We start from the raw sequence: 23,147 nt of genomic DNA, 5'->3' as shown, positions 1-23,147 counted from the left end.
GATTTTCGGTACGGGCTGCACGCACGGAAGCGGCCTCCGTCTCATCTTGCGAGAACGAAGGCCGCTTCTATTCGATCGATTTATTTTATGTCGTTACCGATTGATCAATTCGGCGGCCGTCAGCAGCCGGCGTACGAGAACGGCCGTTTCCGCGCGGGTCACGTTGGCCGCAGGGTCAAGCTTCCCTCCTCGGCCTCCAATGAGGCTCGCGCGAACCGCAGCCGCAACGCCGTTCCTCGCCCAACTCGCCGTTTCGCCGCCGTCCGAGAACGAGGACAGCAATCGTGCCGCTTCGTCCGCGGACAGCGCGATGTTTAGCTTCGCGACCTCCATCGCCTTCGCGAGAATCACCGCCGCTTCTTGCCGGCTGATCAGTCGATCCGGAAGGAACTTGCCGTTCCCGAATCCGCCGATCAGTCCGTAGTCGATCGCGGCCTGCACCGCTCCCGCAAAGCTGTCTCCAGCTTGGACATCGGCAAAGCCTCCTGCATACGGCGCTTCCTGAATGCCGAGCGCGCGCGTGACGATCGCTGCGAACTCCGCTCTCGACACCGGAGCGTTAGGACGAAATTGCGTATCCGTCACGCCGGGAACGATCAGCCGGGAAACCATGTCGTTGACTTCTTTTTTCGCCCAATGGTTGGCGACGTCGCTCATTTCTCTAGGGTTGTAGATCACCGAATAGGTACTGTTGGTCAAGCTGTTCATGCGCGCGTACGCTTGACCTTGCCGCTCGGTGACGACGGTCGGCACATGGAGCAGTTCGCCGTCCTCCGTAAGCATGACGCCCGTCGTGATCTGGTCTGGATCTGTTCCTTCAGGCAGCGTAATCGACCGTTCAACGTAACTATTGAACCGGCTGACTTCCACCGTTCGCGAACCGTCGGACGCAGATACCGTAAAGCTCACCGGACGCACCGCCAGCTCCGCTCCATAACGTCCCGCAGCTTCCTTCGCCTGCCTCAATGTCTCATCGGAAGCTTCGGAAACTTGAATGGATACCACGATGTTGTCCAATTGAACGTCGCTTCCGAGCCGTTCGGCGATGCGGTCGATTTGAATGAGCGCCGTCGGCAGCGTGTACGTCGCAGTGCCGGTGACGAGCTGTATCGCAGCCTCATTCCGCTCCAGCGCCTTGACCAGACTTCCCGTCATCTGGCCGACCACGTCGCCGTGTGCGCCGGGCAACGGAATGGTCAGCAGCTTGCTGTTATCCGCATTCAGTTTGCGGATGACCTGTTCGCTGTCCAGTACGATCGTTGTGACGACTCTCCCGTTCACCGTTTCTTCTTTGGCTGTCGCCAGCTTCTCCTGCTTAACCCCGTCCAGAATGATTTCCGCTCCCGGGTTCTGGGCCGGTGGACCGGATGCACCCGATCCCGCGGCAGTGTCTGCGGACACGCTCACGGCAGCCTGAGCCTGGAAGCTGCCATATTCGGCCGTAATGACGGCCGTTCCGCCCGCCTTGGCCGTTACGAGCCCCGCTCCGTCTACGTCGGCGACTCCCGGATTGCTAGAAGAGAATGAGACGCCCGAGGTAATCGTCCGTTCGCTATGGTCCGAATAAACCGCGGCAACCACCGTCTGGTGCGTTGCTCGCACCCTTAGCCGATAATTTTCGCTGTCCAGCGCGATACCGGTCAACGTAACCGGCGCTTGGAAATAAGCCGTGTACGTCACGTTTCGCCTAATCGCGGTTGCCGCCAGTTGATCGCTCGTTAGAAGCGTTGCTCCGCCGTCGCTGCTCCAGCCGAGGAACGTGTAGTCCTCGTCTGGCGTAACTGCAGGGACGGAGACGGGGAATCCGCCTTCACTCACCGTTTCGGTGCCGGGTCCGCCAATCGTCCCGCCCTCCCCGGCCTGATAGGAAACCGTGTACGACGGGATCGGCGTCCAGACCGCATACAGCTTCACGCTTTGCGTCATCACGATCGGATCGCCCGGAAGATATGTCGTGCCTCCCGCGCCGGCCGAGGTGCTCCAACCCCCGAACGCATGGCCCGTCTTCGTCAAATTGCCCGTGTTGCCGGACGCATAGGCCGTCTCTCCCGCCTCGTAGCCGACAGGGTCAACGGGAACGGCCCCGCCGTTCGGGACATTGCCGTCGTAGATGATGGAAGCCATTAGCTTGCTGACGTTGTAGCTCGAAAGACTCGTACTATACACGTTTCTATCGCCGTCGACAGCAACGTCATAACGCAGGACGGGAGAAGACGGCGCGGTCAGCAATTCAATCTCCGTCCAATCTTCGGAACCTCCCCCGTAACCCAGTTTCATCGTCTGCGAGTTGGATAAGCTGATCCAATACACGTTGTCGTACTTGTCAACACTGACACCAGAGGCGAAAAATCCAGGCCCCGCGGTCGCAGGCGAGATGTCCGTCCACGAGCCGCCATCCACCGGCAGCTTGAACATGCGCGATTGCTGGCTTCCAGTTTCAGGCGACTGGCTGACATACAAATTTCCCGCCCCGTCCGCCGCAATGTCTACGGGGTACGAAAACACCGACGGCGCCCCGGTAATATCCTCCCACTCCGGGGTCTCGTCCTTGTCCTCGTCCAGCTTCATAATGCGCGGCGAGAATGGCGCGCTGCCATTTTTTCCGTCGACCACATACACGTTTCCTTGCGGATCCGCAGCAACGCCGAAGCCGTAAGCAAACGATTCGCCGTACGTAATGTTATCCCATTCGTCGTCCCCGTACGGAAGCTTCATGATTCTAACGGCGTTGGGAGCGGAGGACCCGTTGATCTGCGTGTTGTCCGCCACATACAGGTTCCCGTCTTTATCGACCGCAATGCCCATCGGATATGTAAAATTACCATTATAAGTAACGTCTGTGACGGATAGTCCGTCGCCGGAAATTCGCGCTACCCTGCCGGGAGCGCCCAGCGTCCAGTTTGTCTCCGTAACATATACATCTCCGTTTCCATCCACGTCCAAGTAACGAGGCATGTACCGCTCTCCTAGCCCGATGGGGCTTCCCGGGGGCGTATAATCCATCCAGGTCAATGGCCCCGTGTAACCCGCAGGCGGCTCCGGCAGCGGAACATACGGGGCTGAAGCGGCGGCGGCCCGGCGGTCTCCCGCGGCCATAGCGAGCAAAGAGCCTAGAAACAGCAGGCAGCTCATGAGCAGTGCGATCCTTCTTCTTAGGTCAGTTTGGCTGCTGTTCAACATACGTTACATTTCCTCCCTATCTAGTCTAGCTTCAGTCGTATCATAGCAGGTAATACCGGATAAACCTAGTAGAAACGTGCAGAAAAAACATGAATAATGTCGAATACCGCACAGAATGCGGCGTCCCGCCGAAAATAGAAAACGGCCGACTTCGCGTCCCCGGAACGCCGGGAAACGCAGAAGCCGACCGATGAAACGGAAGGCAGCGACGGGCTTTCCCCGTCACGCCTTCTCTAAGTGCCTTAAATCCAGCCCCGAGCCTTGAACCACTCGAAGTTGTTTTTCGCGCTGACGATCGAAGAAACCTCGTATTGCTCCTGCTCGATGATGACGTATTCCACGCCGGCCGATTCGCATGCCGCGAGCGCGGAATCCCAGTCGACGGAGCCTTTGCCGATCTCCGCGTCGGTGCCGTCTTCTTTGAAATCCTTCGCATGAACGACCGGAAGACGTCCAGCATATTTGTTCACGTATGCCGCAGGGTCCTGCCCTCCGACCTTCACCCAGCCCAGATCGAATTCCGCGAACAACAAGTCTGCCGGAACTCTCTCCAGAATATGATCGATAACCAGTTTATCGCCAACCGGCTTGAACTCGAACGCATGGTTATGATAGCCGAACTCGAGACCGGCTTCGGTCACGATCCGTCCCGCTTGCTCCAGCGTGTCCGCCATTTTGTATACGTCGTCGAGCGTCGGGTTGTCTCCCAGTGGATACCACGGCACGATAAACCGCTTCAGTCCCAGCTCCTGCGCGTACTCCACTTGCTTCTTCAGATTGTCCCAGATCGCCGGATCGTTCACGGTTAAGCCAACATGCGCCGAAGGGGCGTTAAGGCCGGCATCGGCCAGCGCCTGCTTCACGTCTTTCGCGGAATGTCCGTAGTAGCCGGCCAGCTCCACGTTTTTGTAACCGATTTCGCCAATCTCCCTGATCGTGCCCAAGAAGTCCTTCTCGCTGCGGTCGCGCACGGAATACAATTGAATGCCCACCTGCGGTTTGCTCATTTGATTTCCCACCATCCCATGGTTTGGTTGTTCGCGCGGCGGTCCGCGCGGCTTCCAACTTGTCTGCCTCTTTTATTATAGGCTTGGCGACGCTTTTCCACGAGAGAAGTTTTTGTCCTCTTTATATGCATTTTGGAGTTCCGCCCCTCCGCATCGCGGGCCGGGGCGGATAGAAGCGGCCCGAATTCAGCCGCGATCGGATCGGGACAGCTTGACCACGGCGCCAAGAGCGGCGGCGATCTCCCGCTCGACGGCCTGGGCTACGACGTTCGTATGCGGATCGTACTCCGCCGCGAGATCGGAATCCGCATAGCCGTCCACTGCCACAATCGCTCCGGCCCTTGCTCCCCTCAGGCTCGCCACGACGTACAGCGCGGCGATTTCCATCTCCACCGCGACCGCTCCAGCCTGCTTGTAGGCCTTATGCGGAATCTCCAGCGCTCCTTGGAAGAAGACGTCCAGCGACACCGTAATGCCATGCCGGACGACTCCTCCTTGCTCCAGCGCGCTTTCATACAGCGCCTGAACGACCCGTCCGTCTCCGACGGCGGGGAAGCCGTCCGGCACAAGCTGGCGCGTCAGCCCTTCAGCGCGAACGGCCGCGGTGCTGACGACCAGGCTGCCTGCCGGCGTCTCCTCCGAATAGGAGCCTGCGGTCCCTACTCGAATCAATGTCGTCGCTCCTCCGCGAATGAGCTCTTCGAAGCAGATCGCAGCTCCGGCAGACCCCACTCCATGACTGGCTACTGCCACGGTAATGCCCTCGTACTGTCCGACGAACGTGCGGTATTCGCGGCTGAACGCCAGTTCCCGGGCTCCTTCCAGGCGGGCGGCGATAACCGCTGCCCTTCCCGGATCGCCGCATACGAGTACGTAAGGAGGGATATCCTCCGAATTGACTTGCAGAATAGGCAGTAACATCTTAATCGAACTCCTTCCTGGTCCACTCATCCTCGGGAATCGGCAGCGCCTCTCCGGAGAAACGCTGCTCCGCAAACGGATCGGCTTCATTGTGAAAGCCGTTGCGCTCCCAGAATCCCGGACGATCCTCTGTCATGAATTCGATCCGCCGCACCCATTTCGCGCTTTTCCAGAAATAGCGGTGCGGCACGATCGTGCGCAGCGGCCAACCGTGCTTGTCAGTCAGCGGCTCTCCATCGTAACGATAGGCAAGCATGACGTTATCCATCAGCAGATCGGACAGCGGCACGTTCGTCTCGTAGTCGGGGTCGGCGTGGAACATCACGTACCGGGCCTCGGGCTTCGGCTTGACCCGGGACAGCAAGTCCCTGAACAGCACGCCTTCCCACTGCGTGCCGAACTTCGACCAGCGCGTCACGCAGTGGATGTCGCATTCGATTCGGGAGACAGGCAGCCCGAGCACGTCGTCATACGTCAGCTCAAGCGGCTCCTCCACCTCTCCGTCGATCGTCAGCCGCCATTGCTCCATATCATATCGGGGAATATCCCCCTCGTGCAGAATCGGAAACTTGGCCGTCAACGTCTGCCCCGGGGGCAGCCGCCCGCCGAGCGCTTCGTGCGCCTCCGACGGAGCGATCGGTTTGGCCTTCTTTAATCTTTCCGCTTTGTTATGCATGTTGCCGCCTCCTATCCTTCCGCGCCGATCCGGGGTCCGGCTATCTGGAGCTGGTGCCCGAGCTTTGCGCGTCCTTGACGAATTCCTTGTTCTTGAAAAAAAACATCGCGGCGATCGTAACGGCGTAAGGGACCATCTGCGTAAAATGCGAAGGCATCGCGAAGCCTTGCAGACGAATGCTGAAAGCGTCCATGAGCCCGAACAGCAAGCTCGCCGCAGCGACTCCCAGCGGCCCCGATTGTCCGAGCATGGTGGCCACGAGCGCGATGAAGCCCCGACCGGCCGTCATGCCCTCCGTGAACATCGTCACCTGGCCAAGCGACAGCTGCGCCCCGGCCAGCGCGCACAGAACGCCGCACGCCAGCATCGCGCCATACTGATAGCGCCGCACTTGAATGCCCAGGCTCCGGGCGGCCAGCGGATTGTCCCCGGCGGCCAGGAAGCGGAAGCCTCCGATCGTCCGGTAGAAATAGTACCACATCGCTCCGACCAGCACGATTGCCAGATAGACGAGCGGCGAATGGCCGGACAAAATATCTCCGACGACGGGAATGTCCTTGATCAAAGGAATCTCCCACTTCGGAAGCCCGACCATATCCTTATTATAATAAGCTCCCTTGACGTTAAATAAAGTTCGCAGACTGAAGGTGGTCAGCCCCGCAGCCAGAAGGTTCATGGCGATGCCGACGACGATGACGTTGGCCCGCAAATGGATGCATAGATAGGCGAACAGCAGCGCGAAAAGCGACACGCAGCCGATCGAGAACGCGATGGCCGCTCCCGTGTTGCCGAAGTAATGGTTGCCGACGATCGCCGAGAACGCGCCGATCAGCATCAAACCCTCCAGGCCGACGTTAAACAGTCCCACTCTCGCGCACAAGGCTCCCCCCAGCGCGGCGAGCAGAATCGGCGTCAGCATGCGCAGCGCCGAATTGAACAAAGCCAGATCAAACAGCTGCTCCATTCGGGTCCCCCTCCTTTCTGCGTCTCCGGAAGCCCCGAACGAATTTGACGGTAATGAACAAAATCAGCACCGCCTGAATGACATCGCCGATCTCCAGCGGCACGTCGGTATTCATCTCCACGCCCATGCCTCCTGTCTGCAGAGCGACGAGGAAGAAGGCCGCGATCGCCGTGCCGATCGGATGCGCGTTCGCCAGCAGCGCGGCCATAATGCCCGTCCAGGCGAAGTCCGCCGCCACGAAGGAATTGTCGATGTACCGATACTGCGAGCCCAGCACCTCGCCGGCTCCCGCCAGTCCGGCCAGTCCGCCGCTGGCGAACATGACTCCGAGCATCAAGGGCGTCCGTCTGACGCCCCCATAGACGGCGAACAGCGGGTTGCCCCCCATCATCCGAGCTTCGTATCCCGATACGGTTCTCGTCAAATACACGTAAAGCGCGACCATCGCGACAAGCGCCAGCAGCAGCCCGACGTGCGCGGGCATGCCCTTGAACAGCTTGGGCAGCCAGATCGCGTTATCGATCATCTGCGACTGGGCCATCGCGGCCGAACCGGTCTTGTCCTTGAACGGATAGGCCACCATATAGCTGGCGAACAGCGTTGCGATATAGTTCAGCAGCAGCGTCGTGATCAGCAGGTTCATGCGGAAGCGAGCGTCCATATACCCGGCGAAGGCCGACCACAGACCGCCGGCGGCAATTCCGACCAGCATGGAGACGATGGCGACGATCCAGCCAGGTCCGGGCACATACAGCGCCGTCAGCGCCGCCGCCAAGCCTCCGAGCGCCATCTGGCCTTGAGCTCCCAGGTTGAAAAATCCCGAACGGAACGCGACGGCGGCTCCCAGGCCGACGAGAATGACGGGAGTGGCGCGATTAAGCGTGCTGGTGAGGAAGTAGAGGCTGCCGAACGCCCCCTTCCACATCTCCGCATAGGTTTCCAGGATCGAGCCCCCGGCAATGACGATGGCGATCGATCCCGCGAGCAAGCCGAGCGCGATGGCGGCCGCCGGCCCGAGAAGGGAAGCCGTCAGCTTCTTCCATTTATCCATTGCGCTTCCCCCCTACCATTAACAGACTCAGCTTTTCTTCCGTCGCATCCCCTTCTTGCAGTTCCCCGACGATCTTGCCCTCATACATGACGAGAATGCGATCCGACAGCTTCAATATTTCCGACAGCTCCGACGATACGAGCAGAATGGCGCCTCCGGCGTCCCTTTTGCGCAGCAGCTGCTCGTGGATCGTCTCCATCGCTCCGATATCGACTCCCCGGGTCGGCTCCGCCGCGATAAGAAAAGGCGTCTGCTGCGCAATCTCGCGGGCCACGATCAGCTTCTGAAGATTGCCGCCGGACAGGTTCTGGGTTTCGTTGTCCGGCGAGCCGGCCTTGATCGCATACTGCTTGATCCACTCCGAGACGCGTGCCTTTACAATCCTCCCCTGCAGAAATCCGAGCTTGCCCAGCTTGCGCTGATGGCCCATCGTTCCCGTCTCCGCCACCGTCGCCGACTTGCTGGCTCCCCAGACGTAGCGGTCCTCCGGGATGTGGGCCAGCCCCGCGTTCCGGAACTCTCGGGCCGACTTCCCGGTGACGTCGGCGCCGAGCAGCGCGACGGTTCCTCCGGCCGGCTTGATCAATCCCGAGATGGCCTGAAGCAGCTCCGACTGGCCATTGCCGGAAATGCCCGCGATGCCGACAATCTCTCCCGCTCTGACGTGCAGGCTGACGGAATCTACCGCAGGCTTGCTCCCGCTTCCGAGCACGGACAGCTCCTTGACCTCCAGCACCTTATCCTTCGGCAAGGCCGGCTGCTTGTCCATCGCGGCGAGCGGCCTGCCGACCATCAGTCTGGACAATTCCTCGATGCTGGTCCGAGACGCCTCCAGCACGCCGGTCACCTCCCCGTCCCTCAGGACGGTGATGCGGTCGGCCGCGCTCATGACCTCGTTCAGCTTATGGCTGATCAGAATAAAGCTCTTGCCCTGCTTGGTCAGCGTACGAATCGCTTCCAGCAGCTCGCCCACCTCCAGCGGAGTCAGCACTCCCGTAGGCTCGTCGAGAATGATGATTTCCGCCCCTTGATAGAGCACCTTGAGAATTTCCACCCTCTGCTGAACACCCAGCGGGCAGTCGACGATTCTCGCTCTCGGGTCCACGCGGATCCCGTATTTTTCCGACAACGCCTCCACCTGGGCGATAGCGGCTTTACGATCGAACCGCAGCTTGCCCGGCTCCTTGCCGATCACGATATTTTCCGCAACCGTGAAATTCTGGAACAGCATGAAATGCTGATGAACCATGCCGATGCCATGAGCAATGGCGTCCTTCGGATCGGCAAAGCGAACCTCGCGGCCTCCGATGCGGATCGTCCCCGAGGAAGGCTGCTCCATTCCGTACAGAATGCGCATCAGCGTCGTTTTGCCGGCCCCGTTCTCCCCCACGATCGCGTGCACCTCTCCCGGTTTCAGATCGTAATCGATTTGCCGGTTCGCCCGAACGTCGCCGTAATTTTTCGAAATCCCTTCCATCTTGAGCAGCATGGACTTGCCTCCATCCCTTGTCGCAAGCGTAGGAAACCGGCTGCTTAAGGCAGCCGGTTACGAATAAGCAGTATGGAATTGACTATGGAATTATTGCAAAGAATCGCTTACGACGATTTTCCCTGCAACGATATCATCATTGATCTGCTTCAGCTTGTCAACGGCTTCTTGGCCGATCGCGTCGCTGAGCGGAGATTTGCTTTCCTTGTTGACGTACGTGAGACCCACGCCGCCTTCCTTCAGACCGTAGTCGCGCACTTCGAACGAGAAGTTGCCTTCTACGAAGTCTTTGACCGTCTCGTAAGCGACGGCGTCCGTCCCTTTCAGTTGAGCCAGAATGACCTGCTTGCCGTCGGTATTGTCCGTATCTTGGCCAGACGTGTAGAAGCCCTTTTCGGCAGCCGCTTCGAAGACGCCCAAGTCGCCTACCGCGGACATGCCGGCTACGAAGTCGGCTCCCTGCGAGTTTTGCAGCAAGGCAAGCTCCTTCGCTTTGGCCGGATCCGTAAAGCCGCCTACGTAGTTGACCAGAACCTTGACATCCGGGTTAACGGACTTGGCGCCTTGCTCGAAGCCGCCCGTATATTTCTTCATCAGCGGAATATCGACCGCTACGACGTTGCCAACCGTGCCGGTCTTGGACACGAGCGCCGCGGCGGCGCCCAGCAAATAAGCGGCTTCATGCTCGCGGAAAGCGACGCTGCGCACGTTCGGCAGATCAATGACGGTATCGATGACCGCGAACGACTTGTCCGGATATTGAGGCGCGATCTTCTTCAACGCGTCCTCCACTTGGAAGGTCGACGTAATAATCAGATCGAAGTCTCCCGCCGCGGCCGACTGCAGATTCTGCTCGATGGAAGCCGGATCCGAGGATTCGATCGTCTTGACTTCAACGCCGAACTCCTGTCCCGCTTTCTTGAAGCCCTCGTCCATCAATTGGAAGAACGGGTTGACGCCGATCGGCTCCGGAGTGACCAGCGCGATTTTATACTTCGTCGCAGGCGCGGACGGGCTGCTCTGCGCATCGTTCTTATCTTTGGCCCCGCACGCCGCCAGCACTCCCCCCAGGATGACAAGCATAAGTACGAGTATAAACGGTTTTTTCATCTGTTTTCTCTCCCCTGTGTGAAATGCACGCATTCTGTTGATATCCTAGCAGTTTAGTCGGCTTTTGTCAAAACAAAACATGAGAATGGAACAACTTTCCTCCCCTTTGCCTCGTATTATTGTTAACGAATCTTCGGGAAGGATGAACGACGTTATGGATCGAGAATCAGCAGAAGCAACGAACCTCTCCAGATCGCGCGCCCCCAGGACGCGCATGAGCAAAAAGAAAATGCTGCTATATGGAGGCCTGGGCGTCTTTCTGATTATCGCTTCAATAGCGGCCTACTACATCTACACGATCGTTTCTTTCGCCGGCGAAATCTACCAGCCCCCTGCCGACAACCAGCCGAGCGCCGTCGTTCCGATAGATGGCAGCGCTCCCATTCCGGTTGCCGTCATCGAACCGCCGGAGCGGTTCGCGGACGAGCGAATCAATATTCTTCTGCTGGGCGGCGACTCGCGCGGCGTCAAGAGCACCGTCAAACCCCGCTCAGACACGATGATCGTCGTCTCGATCGATCCCGTCTCCAAGGGCACGCATCTCTTCTCGCTTCTGCGGGACACCTACGTGGAAATTCCGCGCCACGGATCGAACCGCCTGAACGCCGCGATTACGCTCGGCGGTCCGCTGCTCGCGATGGAGACGGTCGGGAACTTGATCGAGATGCCTATCCATTATTACGTCTATACGGATTTCGAAGGCTTCATCTCGCTGATCGACGAGCTGGGCGGCATCGATTTTGAGGTCGACAAGAACATGAGACATACCGACAACCGCGACAACCCGAGATACAACATTAACTTGGAGCAAGGCGTGCAGCATCTCGACGGGCTCACCGCGCTGCAATACGTCCGGTTCCGCAGCGACGCCTTGTCCGATTTCGCCCGCTCCGAACGCCAGCGGAAATTCCTGTCGGCGATCGCCGACAAGCTGAAGTCGTCGACGACGCTGCTCAAGCTTCCTCAGCTGCTGAACGGCATCGCCCCCTACATCGAGACGAGCATTCCGCCCGGCGATCTGTTCGAGCTCGCCCGTCTCGGTCTCAAGCTGGACACCGGCAATTTGCAAGGCATCCAGATTCCGCAGTCAGGCGCGTTCAAGAACGCCGTCATCAATGGAATGGACGTTCTCGTTCCCGACATCGATCGGATCAAGAGCTATGTCAAAACGACTTTAGAAGGAGAAGCACCTTTATGACCGCCGATCGCACTCGTATTCGCACCTTATTCGCGCTCGTTCTAATCCTCTTCGGAACAACCGTCTTGACGGGTTGCTCCAAGTCCGACAGCGACGGAACAATCGAATCGTTCGATCCCGACAAGCCCGTCAAACTCAAGATCATGTTCAGCGACAGCAACTACTTCCATCAACGCTACGGCAATATGCTGGCAGTCAAATATCCGAACATCGAATTCGAAGTCTTGACGCCCCCGGTCTCTTCCGAAGGCGTGACTACGGCGGAAGACACTCTCCAGCAGATTCGGGACAACTCCCCCGACATCATTAACGTCTCTTCGCCCTTTCATGAGAAGCTCGCAGCGGACGGACAACTGGTCGACCTTGATCCGCTGATCCGGCAAGACGGCTTCGATATCGAGGACATCCATCCTTCCGTAATCGAGTCCATAAGAGGCGGGGAAGGCGGCAAACTGTACGGGCTGGCTCCTTCCTTTTCCGCGAACGCGCTCTATTACAATGTCGACTTGTTCCGCAAGCACGGAATCGATTTGCCTGCGGACAAGATGTCCTGGGAGGATACGCTGAAGCTGGCCATGCGCTTTCCGTCCGATGGAACGGATGGGGAACGGGTTTACGGCTTCCAGACGGGCATCATGCAGAACTTTGCCGGGTTCGTGAGAAGCGTTGCCGAAGATTACGGTCTGACTCCGATCAGCGCCGACGGCAAAACCGTCGTCGTCCATTCCGACGGTTGGCGCTCCATTATCGAGAACGCGCTTCTGGCTCGCGACTCCTTGCTCATGGCCCGAGGAGCAACGACGCAAGAGCTGTTCGACAGCAGCCTCTTCTCTCCAGGAGAGGACCCGTTCCTTAACGGCCGAGTCGCCATGAAAATCGGCCACTTCGGCCTCTACCAAGACTTCGAGAACGCCAAGAGGCTCGTCCAGAATTATAGTCCGTTCGAATGGGGCGTCGTCACCGTTCCCGTGAATCCCTCAACGCCGGATACGGCGAAGCCCTTGCTTCTGGGCAGCATCTATTCCATTAATCGCGATTCCGCGCACAAGAGCGCGGCCTGGGAAGTGATCAAGTACATTAACGGCGAAGAGATCGCCAGGCTCGAATCGGGGACGCATTCGTCGGACATCCCAGCCCGCAAAGCATACGCGACGAAATCGGGTGAGCTTAACGTCGAGCCGTTCTTCGCGCTCAAGCCTGCCGTCAAGAAATGGAATCTGAAAACAACGCGCGACGAGTCCGCCTCCCGCTTCTTCGAATTGTTCTCACGGCAGCTCGATGAGGTCATCGCCGGCGGGAAGACGCTGGACGAAGCGCTCCAAACGATCCAGAGCGAAGGAGAACAGCTTTTGACAGCCAACGGAAAATAAGTTTGTAGAAAATCAACAAAACAAATTAACTCAATAGGATTAATATGTTATGATAGGCTTATCTTAGAACTGGAGGGGATTGGAAGGTATGGCGATCACGACATTCAAAGCAACCGCGCAATTGCAAGAAGGGGTAGTCGTTAAAGTCCGCTCAAGGGATTTCGAATTGACGATCGACGAGCCGAAGAGCCTGGGCGGAACGGATACGGGAATGAATCCGGTAGAAGCGGTGTTAGGCGCGCTCGGCGCATGCCAGTCTATCGTGGCGAGAGTGTACGCCAAGAAATTCGACGTGCGCCTCGACGATTTCCGCGTGGAAGTGGAAGGCGATCTCGACTTGGACGGCTTCTTCAAAAAGTCCGACGTCCGTCCAGGTTATTCGGATATTCGCTATACGTTCTACATTAAGACGGATGCTCCGCAAGAGCGCGTCGAGCAGTTCGTCAAGTTTCTGGAAGAGACCTGCCCGGTCGGCGATACGATCGCCAATGCGGTTAACCTCAAGTTAAGCAACATCGTCATCGAAGCTCCGGAAACGGTAGAGTAACAAGAACTCCGCCGCATCTCCCAAGCGCCGAAACGGTCCTCAGCCCTGCATTCCGCGACAGCGGAAGCCGGCCGGGGACCGTTTTTTACGCATAATGCCTCTTCTGCCCTTGTTGCCTCTCTGCTCACCAGCTATTGCTCATCTACCTTTGCTCGTCCAGGATTTGCTCATCTAGCCTTTGCTCGCCCCGGCCGTCAAGCCGTCGACCAGGTTGCGCTGCAGCACGAGGAACAGCGTCATCACCGGCAGCGCGACCAGCACCGCCCCCGAGGCGAACAGCGTAAACTCCGTGGAATTGCGTTGATTGACCATCTTATACAGCCCGACGGCCAACGTCCGTTGGTCCTCGGAGCGAAGCACCAGATCGGCGAAAATGAAGTCGACGAAGCAGCCGTTGAAGATCATCAGACTGGCGTAAGTGAGCATCGGCTTGGCCAGCGGAACCATGATTCGGAAGAAGACGGTCAGGTGACTCGCCCCGTCGATCCGCGCGGCTTCCTCCAGACTTCCGGGCACCGTATCGAAAAAGCCCTTGGCCACGAACACATTGGTCACGATCGCGCCTGAGCTGTAGACGAGCACGAGGGCCAGATGGGAATTGAGCAAGCCCACCGTATTCAGCACCACGTACACCGCGATCATCGCCATGAAGCCCGGGAACATCTGCAGCACGAGCAGCGCGTTGAGCGAGAAGCGCCGGCCGGCGAACCGGAACCGGGACACCGCGTACGAGGTCAGCAGCAGCAGGAACGTCCCCAGCACCGTCGACAGCGTCGCGATCTTCAACGTGTTCATGAACCAGATCGGATATTTGGTCGAGCGAAAGAGCTCTCGGTAATGCTCGAAAGTAAAGCTTCTCGGAATAAGCGTCTCGCTGTACAGGCTGTTCCCTTCCTTCAAGGAGGACAGAACGATCCACAGCGCGGGATACAGGCTGACGATCGTCAGCACGATCAGAATGGCGTAGCTGAGACCGAGCTTCAAGCGGGCGTTGGAGCCGTTCATACGATCATGTCCTCCTCTTTGTAGGATCGGGTGCGGCGATAGCTCCAGATGGACAGGGAGGCGATCATCAGGAAAATGACGATGCCGATGACCGACGCGAAGCTGTACTGCGCCTGATCCAGCGCGAGCTTATACAGCCAAGTGACGAGCAGATCGGTGTGACCCGCGTATTGGTAATGGGTATTTACCGGCCCGCCGTCGGTCATCAGATAGATGACGTTAAAATTGTTGATGTTGCCGGCGAATTGCATGATCAGCACCGGAGCGGTCGCGAACAGCATCATAGGCAGCGTTATGCGGCGGAATTTCTGATACGAGCCCGCTCCGTCGACCTCTGCGGCTTCGTAGAGATCCCGGGGAATCGTCGTCAAAATTCCGAATGCGAGAATCATCGTAATCGGAATGCCGATCCACATGTTGACGATCATGAGCGTCGCCTTGGCCCACATCGGGTTCGTCAGCCACGGCACGCCTTCGATTCCGATCATGCGCAGCATGTCGTTGATCGGCCCGAACTTGTTGTTGAACATGTTGCGCATAACAAGCAAGGAGATCAAGCTCGGAATCGCGAACGGAACGATCATGACCGTGCGCCAGAACGCCTTGAAGCGGATGCGCGGCTGATGGATGAGCACCGCCACCAGAATTCCGCCGACGTACGTCGTGACGGTGGCGATCGCCGCCCAGACGACCGTCCATAGCAGCACGCCGAAAAACGTGTCGCTCCATACCTTCAAGCTCACGAGCTTGACGAAATTCGCGAAGCCGACCCAATCGACAAGGTTCGCCGGCGGCAGATTCGGATCCGCGTAATTCGTAAAGGCGAGAAGAATGGAGAACACGAGAGGGAGCACCGTGAGAAATAAAATGAATACGGCGGGAAGCAACAGAACGACGTAAGCGAAATTTCTTTGATTAATCGCTCTCAACGTCTGGCCGAACGAACGGACCTTCCGCCCTTCCTCCCGCTGAAGTCCCGTCTTGTACGCGTCCCGAATGCAGGCCGCGTACAGCGCGGCGGCCAGAAGCACGGCAAGCAGCGCCATCAAGCCTTTGATCAGTAAAAAGATGGAGTGGTCTCCCTCCACCATCTGCGTCAGCTTGCCGACTTTGACCAAGCCGCTGGGCTGGTCGCCGAGCGTCCACAGCCCCCGCAAATAGTCCGGCAGATCGAGCGCCGCGGCTCCTCCCAGGAAACCGATTCCGACGGCCAGAAATAATATCCCTTTCATCCACTGACCGTGATAGAGCTGGCCCAGGCCCATGAAGAGCGCGGACAGCAAGGCGCCCGCGGTTGGTTTGCGCATGCGAGATTCCTCTCTTTCTCGCCTCGGACAGAGCCGTCTCATAAGTAACAAGAGTTGTACCGAACGATTATCGATGGATGCAGGGTACGAGCATCTATCTCCTTCTTTTTTCATCGTTAATCTTGTACGTCTCAACTTATGAAACAGCCCCGCGCTTGGCGGACCTTCTGTCTATTGGGAAGAGATGGCCGTTTGTACCGTCGTGACCATGGCGTCCAGCGTCGCCTTGACGTCGGCCTTCGGATCGTCCCACACCGTCGTGAACGCCGCCTTAAGCGGATCCCACAGCGCGTTGATTGCGGAGATGCCCGGCATCGGAGTCGAGTTCTCGAACTGTTGGAAGAAACCGCTGACGTACGGATCGTCCTTGATCTTCGGATCTTCCCCGGCTTCCTTGTTCGCCGGAATGGCTCCCGTCATCTCGTAGTTTCTCAACTGGTTTTCCTTGCTCGCCGCGAAGTTCGCGAACAGGCGGGCCGCGATCGGATACGGCGTGTAAGAGTTAACGTAGTAGGACTTGACCCCGGAGAACGAGGTGGACGGTTTGCCACCCGGTACAGCCGGAATCGGCGCAACGCCGAAATTGACCTTGTCCTTGAAAGCGGCAACCGACCATGGACCGTCGATGTTCAGAGCCAGCTTGCCGTCCGCGAACAGCTGCGTTTTGACGTCGTAGGTGACGTCCGCCGCGTTCATCGGCAGAATCGGCTTAAGCGATCTCAAGAACTCGAAGCCTTCTACCGCCCCCGGGCTGTTCAGTCCGATGTCGTTCGGATCGGTATTGTCCTGGCCGAAGAAGTAACCGCCGAAGCTGCCGACGAACGGATAGGAATAATAGCCGACGAATTCCCACATGACGGCGTACTTGTTCTCCTTCGAATTCGTGAATGTCTCCGCGAACTTCACGACTTCGTCCCACGTTTTGGGCGGTTCAGGGAACAGATCTTTGTTGTAGAACAGCGCGTACGTCTCCACCGATTTCGGATAGCCGTACAGCACTCCTTCGTAGGTTGAAGCCTTAACCGCCGCTTCCGCCATCGTAGCGCGAGTCTCTTCCTCGAACACGTCGTTGGGAAGAAGCAGGCCCGCTTTGACCGCCTGGGCGATCTGGTCGTGCGGCAGCGTCAAGACGTCGCCCGCCAGCTTAGAAGGGCCGTCCGTCGCCAGCCGTCCGCCCTGGTCTCCTCCGGCGACTTCCTCCAGCGTCACGGGTACGCCGTATTCTCTCTCGAAGGCCGCCGCCAGCTCTTGCATGTACGGCATTTGTTCCTTCGATTCCCATACTTTCAGCTTGGCGCCCGCTTCCGGCTTCAATGCCTCCTCTTCGCCGTCTTCGGACGGAGCGGCGCCTTCCGACGCAATCGAAGGACTTGTGCTTGAAGAAGGCGCCGCGCTCCCGTTACTTCCGTTGCCGTCCCCTCCTCCGCAAGCTGTCAATGCCGCAATCAGCAGCGCGCAGAGCAATCCGATGCTCCATTTTTTGAGCTTCATGTTACCCATCCTCCCGTTTTTAAGTGCTTCCCCTTTTCTGATTGCCTTGCCGATTTGTCCGACGTGCCGCCTCGTGCCATCGTCTTCAACGCCTTCCGGAAACCGCAAAAAGGGGCACACCCTCGCCAAGTGATTAACTCGCGAGGATGTACCCCTAGGGTAGCAGTGCCTTCAGAATGTCGAAGAAACTCTCTTTCGATCTTCCGTGAAAACGATTGCACAAACTCATCATAAACGATGGACGATTTAGTTAGCAAATTCCATTTTCAGCTCATATTCACTGTTTCAGGCCGAAAAATCGCAATTATTCCCACAAAATCTGTTAATTACTGCGAAATCGTTCGTATTGCGCCCTATTTACAGATTCGCTGATCTGGGATAACATGAACAGCAAGGATAGGGCGTGGCTTTTCGGCAAGGGCAAACGATTGCACCTACGAAAACCATCGAATCGGCCGTATTCCGCTATCCCAATATCGCAAACATCGCAAAAGCAACTTAAAGGCGCTGTTACCACCAGGTACAACCTCGTCCGTGCACGACGAGGCTGTGCCTTTTTTTCATCTCTAATTTCCCTATGAAGGAGACATGTCCATGCTGCGCGAAGCGATCTACCACCGTCCCAAACAGAACTGGGCCTATGCCTGCGACGACAAAACCATTTACCTGAGAGTACGAACGAAACGAGGCGAGATGGACGAAGTATCCGTCATCTTCGGAGACAAGTACGCCTGGCAACGGACCCGCGCCGTCGCCCCGATGAACAAGCTCGTATCCGACGAGTTGTTCGATTACTGGGAGGCCGCGGTCGTTCCTCCGTTTCGCCGATTGAAGTACGGCTTCCGCTTCCGCTCCGGGGACGAGGAGCTGTATATGTCGGAAAGAGGCTTCTTCGACGATGAACCGGCCAACTATTTGCTGCTGTTCGACTTCCCTTTCTTGAACCCCGCCGATGTATTCTCTCCTCCCGCTTGGGTGAAGGACGCGATGTTCTATCAGATTTTCCCGGAACGGTTCGCGAACGGCGACCCCTCCTTGAATCCCGAAGGAACGCTGCCCTGGGGCGGCGACCCGACTCCGACGAACTTTTTTGGCGGCGACTTGCAGGGCGTCATCGACCGTCTCGATCACCTGAGCGCTCTCGGCGTGAACGCCATCTATTTCAACCCGTTGTTCGAGGCGACGACCAACCACAAATACGACACGAAAGACTACATGAAGGTCGATCCCCGCTTTGGCACGAACGAGAAGCTGAAGGAGCTCGTAGCCGCCTGCCACGCCCGGGGAATCCGGGTCATGCTGGACGCGGTGTTCAACCATTCGGGAAAGGAATTTCCTCCGTTCGTGGACGTGTTGGAGAGAGGCGCGGAATCCCCTTACGCCGAATGGTTCCACGTGCGCGAGTTTCCGTTGCGGGTGGAAAACGGAATTCCGACCTACGATACGTTCGGCTTTGAACCGATCATGCCCAAGCTGAACACGGAAAACGCCGAGGTAAAGCGCTACTTGCTCGACGTAGCCAGCTACTGGATCGAAGAAGTCGGCATCGACGGGTGGCGGCTGGATGTAGCCAACGAAGTCGACCATGCGTTCTGGCGGGAGTTCCGGACGGTCGTCAAAAAGCTCAATCCCGAGGCTTATATTCTCGGGGAGATCTGGCACGACTCGGCCATGTGGCTCCAGGGGGATCAGTTCGATGCGGTCATGAACTATCCGGTGACGGATGCCGCGCTGGACTTCTTCGCCCGCGGCGAGATCGGCGCGGTTCAATTCGCCAACGCGATCGGCAGCCAACTGGCGGCTTATCCGAGACAGGCCGTGGAAGCGACGTTTAATCTGCTCGGAAGCCACGACACCCCGCGCCTGCTCACCGTATGCGGGGAGGACGAGCGGCGCATGAAGCTGGCCACGCTGTTCCAGCTGACGTTCCCCGGCGCTCCAAGCATCTACTATGGCGACGAGGTGGGGATGACCGGCGGCGGCGACCCTCACTGTCGAGGGTGCATGGTTTGGGAGGAGGACAAGCAGAACAAGGAATTGTTCGCGTTTTTCGCCTCGGCGATCCGTCTGCGCAAGGATCACGAAGCGCTTCGGAGCGCGAACTTCAAGTTCCTGGCCGCGGACGGAGGCCTGCTGGCCTACGAACGCCTCTCTTCCGACGGCTCCGAGCGCTTCGTCGTCGCAATGAACGTCTCGGAGCAGCCGATCACAGCCGCGATATCGACGGCCACGGCCGGCCACAACTGGACGCAAGCGTTCGGAGACGCCGCTGCCGACATCGCAGACGGACTCATTAAGGCAGAGCTGCCGGCTTTCGGCTATTCTGTCTGGCGGTCGGAGACGTAGCCGAACCGTCAAACCAACTCCTGAAACGTCGAATCATCTTTCTCCTTCAAGCCCGAGGTCCAGTCGATCCGCTAAGCGATACTCTCGCTGCGGATCGTTCGGGCCTTTCAGTATTAATCGGGCACTGCCCTCGATGTTCCCTGAATACAAAAAAGACCCTTCATCAGGGCCTTTGTACGCTTCACCAGGCTGAACAGACATCGCTTAATACAGGTCCTCTTCGCCTTCTTCCTCGTGCATCCAAGCGGCGTGCACAGGATTTTTACGATCCAGAACAATTTTACCGTTCTTCGCGGGAAGCGTAGTGACTTGCTTACGCACTGCGGGATTCAACTTCCGAAGACGAACCACGCATGCGACAACCTTCTTGGCGGAAGCGGTGGTCACGGGGAATTCCTCCCTATCGCTCACAGACTGGTTCACCTCCACGTTTGCGGGCTCAGCGCTTCCGTTTTAGTTAACCAGTGTATGCAAAATTTGTCTTTATTATAACATGAACTTGGCTCTACTCGCACCTGGTGATCCTCCACTAAATAAAAAGGACGAACCGCGTCTATGCGCAAGGGTTCGTCCTTCTTGTCGTTCATGATGTCTGGCTAAGATGTCGCTATTTAACTTACTTCAGGTTGCTAAGGTTGTAGAACGCCGCTTTGCCGCCGTACTTAGCCGTGGAGCCAAGACGATCTTCGATGCGGAGCAATTGGTTGTACTTCGCCACGCGGTCCGTACGGGACGGAGCGCCTGTCTTGATTTGGCCAGCGTTCGTCGCAACTGCGATGTCGGCGATCGTGCTGTCTTCGGATTCGCCGGAACGGTGGGAGATTACAGCCGTATAGCCTGCGCGTTTCGCCATCTCGATTGCGTCGAACGTCTCGGTCAGGGAACCGATTTGGTTGACTTTAACGAGGATGGAGTTGCCTACGCCCTTCTCGATGCCGTCAGCCAGACGCTCGGTGTTCGTAACGAACAGATCGTCGCCAACCAGTTGAACTTTGCCGCCGAGTTTCTCCGTCAGCAGCTTCCAACCTTCCCAGTCGTCTTCGGAACAGCCGTCTTCGATCGAGATGATCGGATACTTGTCTACCCAGCTAGCAAGCAGGTCAACGAATTCAGCCGGCGTGAAGGATTTGCCTTCGCCTTCGAGGTGATATTTGCCGTCTTTGAAAAACTCCGTGGAAGCGACGTCCATGCCCAGGAAAATTTCTTCGCCAGCTTTGTAGCCCGCTTTTTCGATCGCTTCGAGGATCGTGGACAGCGCTTCTTCGTTGGATCCAAGGTTCGGAGCGAAGCCGCCTTCGTCGCCAACTGCCGTGTTCAGGCCTTTGGCTTTCAATACGCCCTTCAGAGCGTGGAAGATTTCCGTGCCTGCGCGCAGAGCTTCGGAGAACGTAGGCAAGCCGATCGGCAGCACCATGAACTCTTGTACGTCGATGTTGTTGTCTGCGTGCTCTCCGCCGTTCACGATGTTCATCATCGGTACAGGCAGCGTTTTGGCGTTGAATCCGCCCAGGTAAGTATAGAGAGGAACGTCCAGCGCGTCGGCAGCTGCGCGAGCAACCGCCATGGACACCGCGAGAATCGCGTTGGCTCCCAGCTTCGCCTTGTTCGGCGTGCCGTCCAGTTGAATCATTTTGTTGTCGATCTCGACTTGATCCAGCGCATCGTAGCCGATAATTTCCGGAGCGATGACCGTGTTGACGTTCTCTACCGCTTTCAGAACGCCTTTGCCGAGGTAACGGCCTTTGTCTCCGTCGCGAAGCTCGACCGCTTCGTACGCGCCCGTAGAGGCGCCGGACGGCACGATGGCATGGCCTTTAGCGCCGGACTCCAGTTGAACTTCGACTTCAACAGTCGGATTGCCGCGAGAATCCAGCACTTCGCGAGCATATACGTCAGTAATGATCGTCATAGGTAGAACACTCCTTCGGTAGGTTAATTGTTAATACGGTTAGACAATCAAGGTGTTGCCCGTCATCTGCTCCGGCTGCGGCAATTGCAGCAGCGTCAGCAGCGTCGGAGCGACGTCAGCCAGAATGCCGCCTTCGCGAAGCGAGAGGCCGGCTTGAGTGACGATGCAAGGAACGATGTTCGTCGTATGCGCCGTAAAAGGCCGGTCGTTGTCGTCCAGCACCATATCCGCGTTGCCGTGGTCGGCGATGATGACGCAGACGCCGCCTTTGGCCGTGACCGCGTCGACGACTCTGCCGAGGCATTCGTCGGTCGCTTCCACCGCTTTGATCGTCGGCTCCAGCATGCCGGAGTGACCGACCATGTCCGGGTTCGCGAAGTTCAGAATGATCGCGTCGTGGTTATCCGCGGCGATCTCCTTCTCCAGCGTCTCCGTCACCTCGTAGATGCTCATCTCCGGCTGCAGGTCGTAAGTGGCGACCTTCGGCGAATTGATGAGAATCCGGGTTTCGCCCTCCAGAACGTGATCGCGTCCGCCGCTGAAAAAGAAGGTAACGTGCGGATACTTCTCCGTCTCGGCGATTCTGAGCTGTTTTTTCCCGTGCTGCACGAGCACTTCACCCAATGTATTATCCAACTCTTTAGGCTTATACGCAACCAAGCCCCCGACGGTTTCCGCGAACAGCGTCATGCACACGAAATACAGGTTCTTCGGGAAGCCCGGACCGCGGTCAAAACCGCGAAAATCCTCGTTCGTGAACACGTTGGACAGCTGAATCGCGCGATCGGGACGGAAGTTGAAGAAAATGACCGAATCTTCGGATTCGACGAGCGCATTCGGCTTGCCGTCCGCTCCGACGATGACCGTCGGCACGAAAAACTCGTCGTACACGCCTTGCTCGTAAGAAGCTTTGACCGCCGCGATCGGATCAATCGCCGCAGGGCCTTCGCCGTAAACCATCGCGCGATAGGACTTCTCTACCCGTTCCCACCGCTTATCGCGGTCCATCGCGTAGTAGCGTCCTTGCAGCGTAGCAATGCGGCCGATTCCGAACTCTTCGATTTTGCTTTGCAATTGGGTCAAATAACCGACTGCACTGTCGGGAGCGACATCGCGGCCGTCCAGGAAGCCGTGAATATACACTTCCTCCAGACCTTCCCGCTTCGCCAGCTCAAGCAGCGCGAACAGGTGATCGATATGGCTGTGAACGCCGCCGTCGGACAGCAAGCCGTACAGATGCAGCTTCTTGCTGTTCTCCTTCGCGTGACGCACCGCTCCGACCAGCGTCGAGTTGTCGAAGAAGTCCTGATCGCGAATCGACTTGGAGATTCGAGTCAAGTCCTGATAGACGATGCGGCCCGCGCCGATGTTCAGGTGGCCGACTTCGGAGTTGCCCATCTGACCCTCCGGCAAGCCGACCGCTTCCCCGCTCGCCGTTAAGGTCGTATGCGGGAAAGTGCTCCAATACTTGTCGAAATTCGGTTTGTTCGCTTGAGCCACGGCGTTGCCATGCTTCTCTTCGCGAATTCCGAAGCCGTCCAAAATAATTAACGCAACCGGTTTGGGAGCTGTCATC

18 protein-coding genes are annotated in these 23,147 nt (G+C 57.8%); 4 read left to right on the top strand and 14 right to left on the bottom strand.

Annotation, left to right across the window (positions count from 1 at the left end; genetic code table 11):
- Positions 1-93: 93 nt before the first annotated feature.
- From B0G52_RS07600 to B0G52_RS07565, 8 genes are all read right to left on the bottom strand, one after another.
- On the bottom strand, positions 94-3,180 hold the full coding sequence (locus B0G52_RS07600; RefSeq protein WP_094042943.1) for an S-layer homology domain-containing protein: 3,087 nt from the start codon (positions 3,178-3,180) through the stop codon (positions 94-96).
- Between the two features lie 242 nt (positions 3,181-3,422).
- A complete protein-coding gene (locus tag B0G52_RS07595; protein WP_094042942.1) occupies positions 3,423-4,187 on the bottom strand; it encodes a sugar phosphate isomerase/epimerase family protein in 765 nt (254 codons plus the stop codon).
- 186 nt (positions 4,188-4,373) lie between these two features.
- Positions 4,374-5,108 carry a nucleoside phosphorylase gene (locus B0G52_RS07590; protein WP_094042941.1) on the bottom strand — a complete coding sequence of 245 codons (735 nt, stop codon included), beginning with the start codon at positions 5,106-5,108 and terminating at the stop codon, positions 4,374-4,376.
- 1 nt (position 5,109) lies between these two features.
- Positions 5,110-5,784: a sulfite oxidase-like oxidoreductase gene (locus tag B0G52_RS07585; protein WP_094042940.1), complete on the bottom strand. Its 675-nt coding sequence runs from the start codon at positions 5,782-5,784 to the stop codon at positions 5,110-5,112.
- Positions 5,785-5,824: 40 nt separating this feature from the next.
- Positions 5,825-6,748, bottom strand: a complete 924-nt coding sequence (locus tag B0G52_RS07580; RefSeq protein ID WP_094042939.1) for an ABC transporter permease — start codon at positions 6,746-6,748, stop codon at positions 5,825-5,827.
- Entirely contained in the window at positions 6,732-7,799 is a 1,068-nt protein-coding gene (locus tag B0G52_RS07575; protein ID WP_094042938.1) for an ABC transporter permease, read from the bottom strand. The genes B0G52_RS07580 and B0G52_RS07575 overlap by 17 nt, the downstream gene beginning before the upstream one ends.
- Positions 7,792-9,288 (bottom strand): ABC transporter ATP-binding protein, encoded by a 1,497-nt coding sequence (locus B0G52_RS07570; protein WP_094042937.1) that lies wholly within the window; start codon positions 9,286-9,288, stop codon positions 7,792-7,794. The genes B0G52_RS07575 and B0G52_RS07570 overlap by 8 nt, the downstream gene beginning before the upstream one ends.
- 90 nt (positions 9,289-9,378) lie before the next feature.
- The gene (locus B0G52_RS07565; protein ID WP_094042936.1) at positions 9,379-10,398 is read right to left on the bottom strand and encodes a BMP family lipoprotein; all 1,020 of its coding nucleotides are present in this window, start codon (positions 10,396-10,398) and stop codon (positions 9,379-9,381) included.
- Positions 10,399-10,627: 229 nt separating this feature from the next.
- Here B0G52_RS07565 and B0G52_RS07560 point away from each other — a divergent pair, with 229 nt between their 5' ends.
- From B0G52_RS07560 to B0G52_RS07550, 3 genes are all read left to right on the top strand, one after another.
- On the top strand, positions 10,628-11,596 hold the full coding sequence (locus B0G52_RS07560) for an LCP family protein (RefSeq protein ID WP_158223619.1): 969 nt from the start codon (positions 10,628-10,630) through the stop codon (positions 11,594-11,596).
- Positions 11,593-12,966, top strand: a complete 1,374-nt coding sequence (locus B0G52_RS07555) for an ABC transporter substrate-binding protein (protein ID WP_094042934.1) — start codon at positions 11,593-11,595, stop codon at positions 12,964-12,966. Before B0G52_RS07560 ends, B0G52_RS07555 begins: the two co-directional genes overlap by 4 nt.
- An 88-nt stretch (positions 12,967-13,054) precedes the next feature.
- The gene (locus tag B0G52_RS07550) at positions 13,055-13,513 is read left to right on the top strand and encodes an OsmC family protein (RefSeq protein WP_094042933.1); all 459 of its coding nucleotides are present in this window, start codon (positions 13,055-13,057) and stop codon (positions 13,511-13,513) included.
- Positions 13,514-13,684: 171 nt separating this feature from the next.
- On the opposite strand, the gene B0G52_RS07545 is transcribed toward B0G52_RS07550, so the two are convergent.
- The 3 genes from B0G52_RS07545 to B0G52_RS07535 form a co-directional block, all read right to left on the bottom strand.
- The gene (locus B0G52_RS07545) at positions 13,685-14,518 is read right to left on the bottom strand and encodes a sugar ABC transporter permease (RefSeq protein ID WP_094042932.1); all 834 of its coding nucleotides are present in this window, start codon (positions 14,516-14,518) and stop codon (positions 13,685-13,687) included.
- Positions 14,515-15,825 (bottom strand): carbohydrate ABC transporter permease, encoded by a 1,311-nt coding sequence (locus tag B0G52_RS07540; protein ID WP_094042931.1) that lies wholly within the window; start codon positions 15,823-15,825, stop codon positions 14,515-14,517. Before B0G52_RS07540 ends, B0G52_RS07545 begins: the two co-directional genes overlap by 4 nt.
- A gap of 171 nt (positions 15,826-15,996) precedes the next feature.
- Positions 15,997-17,316 (bottom strand): sugar ABC transporter substrate-binding protein, encoded by a 1,320-nt coding sequence (locus B0G52_RS07535; RefSeq protein ID WP_094042930.1) that lies wholly within the window; start codon positions 17,314-17,316, stop codon positions 15,997-15,999.
- 594 nt (positions 17,317-17,910) lie between these two features.
- Between B0G52_RS07535 and B0G52_RS07530 the strand changes: the two genes are divergently transcribed.
- A complete protein-coding gene (locus B0G52_RS07530; protein WP_094042929.1) occupies positions 17,911-19,662 on the top strand; it encodes an alpha-glycosidase in 1,752 nt (583 codons plus the stop codon).
- 204 nt (positions 19,663-19,866) lie between these two features.
- On the opposite strand, the gene B0G52_RS07525 is transcribed toward B0G52_RS07530, so the two are convergent.
- From B0G52_RS07525 to gpmI, 3 genes are all read right to left on the bottom strand, one after another.
- Positions 19,867-20,049, bottom strand: coding sequence for a hypothetical protein (locus B0G52_RS07525; RefSeq protein ID WP_143762533.1), 183 nt, complete (start codon positions 20,047-20,049; stop codon positions 19,867-19,869).
- A gap of 229 nt (positions 20,050-20,278) precedes the next feature.
- The gene (gene eno / locus B0G52_RS07520; protein ID WP_094042927.1) at positions 20,279-21,571 is read right to left on the bottom strand and encodes a phosphopyruvate hydratase; all 1,293 of its coding nucleotides are present in this window, start codon (positions 21,569-21,571) and stop codon (positions 20,279-20,281) included.
- Between the two features lie 39 nt (positions 21,572-21,610).
- Complete coding sequence (gene gpmI, locus B0G52_RS07515; RefSeq protein WP_094042926.1) at positions 21,611-23,146, bottom strand: 2,3-bisphosphoglycerate-independent phosphoglycerate mutase; 1,536 nt, start codon at positions 23,144-23,146, stop codon at positions 21,611-21,613.
- Position 23,147 lies beyond the last annotated feature (1 nt).

Origin of the sequence: Cohnella sp. SGD-V74 (assembly GCF_003001675.1) — a bacterium.
In the GTDB taxonomy this organism is placed as follows: domain Bacteria; phylum Bacillota; class Bacilli; order Paenibacillales; family Paenibacillaceae; genus Cohnella.
Note: the sequence above shows the minus strand (reverse complement) of the source record. Positions and strands in the feature narration are given on the sequence as shown.

Coding starts and splice junctions, on each gene's coding strand:
- B0G52_RS07590 (WP_094042941.1), bottom strand. CDS start 5,108: ATGTTACTGCCTATTCTGCAAGTCAATTCGGAGGATATCCCTCCTTAC.
- B0G52_RS07550 (WP_094042933.1), top strand. CDS start 13,055: ATGGCGATCACGACATTCAAAGCAACCGCGCAATTGCAAGAAGGGGTA.
- B0G52_RS07545 (WP_094042932.1), bottom strand. CDS start 14,518: ATGAACGGCTCCAACGCCCGCTTGAAGCTCGGTCTCAGCTACGCCATT.
- B0G52_RS07535 (WP_094042930.1), bottom strand. CDS start 17,316: ATGAAGCTCAAAAAATGGAGCATCGGATTGCTCTGCGCGCTGCTGATT.
- B0G52_RS07555 (WP_094042934.1), top strand. CDS start 11,593: ATGACCGCCGATCGCACTCGTATTCGCACCTTATTCGCGCTCGTTCTA.
- B0G52_RS07575 (WP_094042938.1), bottom strand. CDS start 7,799: ATGGATAAATGGAAGAAGCTGACGGCTTCCCTTCTCGGGCCGGCGGCC.
- B0G52_RS07600 (WP_094042943.1), bottom strand. CDS start 3,180: ATGTTGAACAGCAGCCAAACTGACCTAAGAAGAAGGATCGCACTGCTC.
- B0G52_RS07595 (WP_094042942.1), bottom strand. CDS start 4,187: ATGAGCAAACCGCAGGTGGGCATTCAATTGTATTCCGTGCGCGACCGC.
- eno (WP_094042927.1), bottom strand. CDS start 21,571: ATGACGATCATTACTGACGTATATGCTCGCGAAGTGCTGGATTCTCGC.
- B0G52_RS07565 (WP_094042936.1), bottom strand. CDS start 10,398: ATGAAAAAACCGTTTATACTCGTACTTATGCTTGTCATCCTGGGGGGA.
- B0G52_RS07530 (WP_094042929.1), top strand. CDS start 17,911: ATGCTGCGCGAAGCGATCTACCACCGTCCCAAACAGAACTGGGCCTAT.
- B0G52_RS07560 (WP_158223619.1), top strand. CDS start 10,628: ATGCTGCTATATGGAGGCCTGGGCGTCTTTCTGATTATCGCTTCAATA.
- gpmI (WP_094042926.1), bottom strand. CDS start 23,146: ATGACAGCTCCCAAACCGGTTGCGTTAATTATTTTGGACGGCTTCGGA.
- B0G52_RS07570 (WP_094042937.1), bottom strand. CDS start 9,288: ATGCTGCTCAAGATGGAAGGGATTTCGAAAAATTACGGCGACGTTCGG.
- B0G52_RS07585 (WP_094042940.1), bottom strand. CDS start 5,784: ATGCATAACAAAGCGGAAAGATTAAAGAAGGCCAAACCGATCGCTCCG.
- B0G52_RS07540 (WP_094042931.1), bottom strand. CDS start 15,825: ATGCGCAAACCAACCGCGGGCGCCTTGCTGTCCGCGCTCTTCATGGGC.
- B0G52_RS07580 (WP_094042939.1), bottom strand. CDS start 6,748: ATGGAGCAGCTGTTTGATCTGGCTTTGTTCAATTCGGCGCTGCGCATG.